We start from the raw sequence: 2696 nt of genomic DNA, 5'->3' as shown, positions 1-2696 counted from the left end.
CCGCTCCACTGCCGGCTCCACGTCGCTCGCTCCCCGGAACCAGGGCGCTCGCGGCAAGGGCCGGGGCCGGGCCGGTTCCGCGGCCGCCGAGTCCAGTGAGCCCAGGGACCAGGTGACCGGGATCCTCGACGCCGTCGACGAGCTCCTGGGCGAGCCCAGCGGCGACATCCTCATCTTCCTGGCCGGTGAGCGCGATATCCGCGACACCGAGGCGGCCCTCGTCGACCACCTGGGGGCGCGCTACACGCCCGACGGCCGCTCGCGCACGCCGGGCGCCATCGAGGTCGTGCCCCTGTACTCGCGCCTGAGCGCCGCCGAGCAGCACCGGGTCTTCGAGGCCCACCAGGTGCGCCGCATCGTCCTGGCCACGAATGTGGCCGAGACCTCCCTGACGGTTCCCGGGATCCGCTACGTCATCGACCCGGGCCTGGCGCGCATCTCCCGCTACTCCAATCGCACCAAGGTCCAGCGCCTGCCGATCGAGCCGGTCAGCCGGGCCAGCGCCAACCAGCGGGCGGGCCGCTGCGGGCGCGTGGCCGACGGCATCGCCATCCGCCTGTACTCGCAGGCCGACTTCGAGGCGCGCCCGGAGTACACCGAGCCGGAGATCCTGCGCACCTCGCTGGCCAGCGTCATTCTGCAGATGGCGGCCCTGGGGCTGGGGGCGGTGGAGGACTTCCCCTTCCTGGACGCCCCGGACTCCCGCCAGGTCCGCTCCGGCCTGCAGCTGCTCACGGAGATCGGCGCCATCGAGCCGGCCGGGGCCGCCTCCGCCCGGTCCGGCGACACCCCCGACCGGGGCCGCCGGGGACCGCGCCTGACGGAGATCGGGCGGCGCCTGGCGCGCCTGCCCATCGACCCGCGCCTGGGGCGCATGCTCCTGGAGGCCGGTGAGCTGGGCTGCGTCGGGGAGGTCATGGTCATCGTGGCGGCCCTGTCCATCCAGGACGTGCGCGAGCGCCCGGCGGACAAGCAGGAGGCCTCCGACGCCCTGCACCGGCGCTTCGCGGACCCCACGAGTGACTTCCTGACCTACCTGAACCTGTGGCGCTACCTGCGCACGCAGAGCCGCGAGCTGTCCGGCTCGGCCTTCCGGCGCATGTGCCGCGCCGAGTTCCTGCACTACCTGCGGGTGCGCGAGTGGCAGGACGTCCACGCCCAGCTGCGCCAGCTGGCCCGCCCGCTGGGCCTGGATGCCGTCCCGGTGGAGCTGCCGACGGCCCGTTCGATACGGGCGGCCACCGAGGCCCTGGAGCCGGGCAGCCACGCCGCCCAGATCGCCAACGGGGGCGTGGCGGCCGCCGTCGTGGCCCTGGGGCGCAGCGCGGACACGCCAGACGCCGACGCGATCCACCGCTCGCTGCTGGTGGGGCTGCTGTCCAATGTGGGTAACTGGGACGAGCGTCGTCGGGAGTACGCCGGCGCGCGCGGGACGCGCTTCACGATCTGGCCGGGCTCGGGTCTGCGCCGCAAGACCTACGACTGGGTGATGACCGCCGAGCTGGTGGAGACCTCCCGGCTCTTCGCCCGCACGGTGGCCAAGGTGGACTCCCGGTGGATCGAGCAGGTGGCGGACCGGGCGGGTCTGACCCGCCACGTCTTCGGTGAGCCCTACTGGTCGACCCGCCAGGGGGCGGCCATGGTCCACGAGAAGGTGCTGCTCTACGGGATGACACTGGTGGCGGACCGACCGGCGACGCTGGCGAGCGTGGGGACGGACTCGGCCCGCCAGGTGGCCCGGGAGATGTTCATCCGCTCGGGCCTGGTGGAGGGCGGCTGGCACGCCCGCCACGGCTTCGTGGAGCGCAACCGGGCCCTCATCGAGGAACTTCAGGACGTGGAGCGGCGTCGGCGCGAGCACGGCCTGCTGGCCGACGACGCCGCCCTGTTCGACTTCTACGACGACCGCGTCCCCGAGGAGGTGACCTCCGCGGCGGCCTTCGACGCCTGGTGGAAGGAGCAGCGGCGCGCCGCCCCGGACCTGCTGGACTTCACCCGTGAGCTGCTGCTGCCCGGTGGGGGCGACGCGAGCGGCTTCCCGGACACGTGGGTGCAGGGAGACCTGACCCTGGGCCTGGACTACGTGTTCGAGCCGGGTCACCCCGAGGACGGGGTCAGTGTCCAGGTGCCGGTGGAGGTGCTGGGGCGTCTGACCCCGGAGGGCTTCGACTGGCTGGTGCCGGGGATGCGGGCCGAGCTGTGCGTGGCCACGATCCGGGCGCTGCCCAAGCGAGTGCGCCGCCAGCTGGTGCCGGCCCCGGACGTGGGCGCCCAGGTGTGGGCGCAGATCGCGCAGGAGTTCCCGACGCCGCCGGGTGCGAGCTGCCCGGAGGTGCCCTTCGAGGATGCCTTCAGCCGGGTGGTGCTCCGGCTCAAGGGCGTGGAGATCACGGAGGCGGACTGGGCCGAGGCCGCCGAGCGGCTGCCGGATCACCTGGCGATGGCTTTCGCCGCCCTGGATGCCCGGGGCCGGGTCATCGGCCGCAGCCGGGACCTGGTCTCGCTCCAGCAGCGGTTGTCGGGCAAGACGGAGGCCGCTGTGCGCTCGGCGGTGCGCGGCGCACTGGCCCAAGCGATGGCAGAGGCCCAGGAGCGCCAGGGCGCACAGGGCGGAAGGTCCGGCCGCAAGGGGCGCAAGGGGAAGGGCGGGCGTCCGGCTGCCACCCAGCATCCCGACGGCGCCGCCGTGACCGCGG

1 protein-coding gene is annotated in these 2696 nt (G+C 74.0%); it reads left to right on the top strand.

Annotated features, from left to right (window positions below; all coding sequences use genetic code 11):
- Positions 1-2696, top strand: a 2696-nt coding sequence (locus RIV12_RS13015) for a DUF3418 domain-containing protein (protein WP_309324440.1), incomplete at both ends; no start/stop codon positions are given.

It is taken from the genome of Actinomyces stomatis, from assembly GCF_031292835.1.
GTDB classification, from domain to species: Bacteria; Actinomycetota; Actinomycetes; order Actinomycetales; family Actinomycetaceae; genus Actinomyces; species Actinomyces stomatis.
The sequence above is the reverse complement of the archived record's forward strand: the minus strand, read 5'-3'. Positions and strand labels throughout refer to the sequence as shown.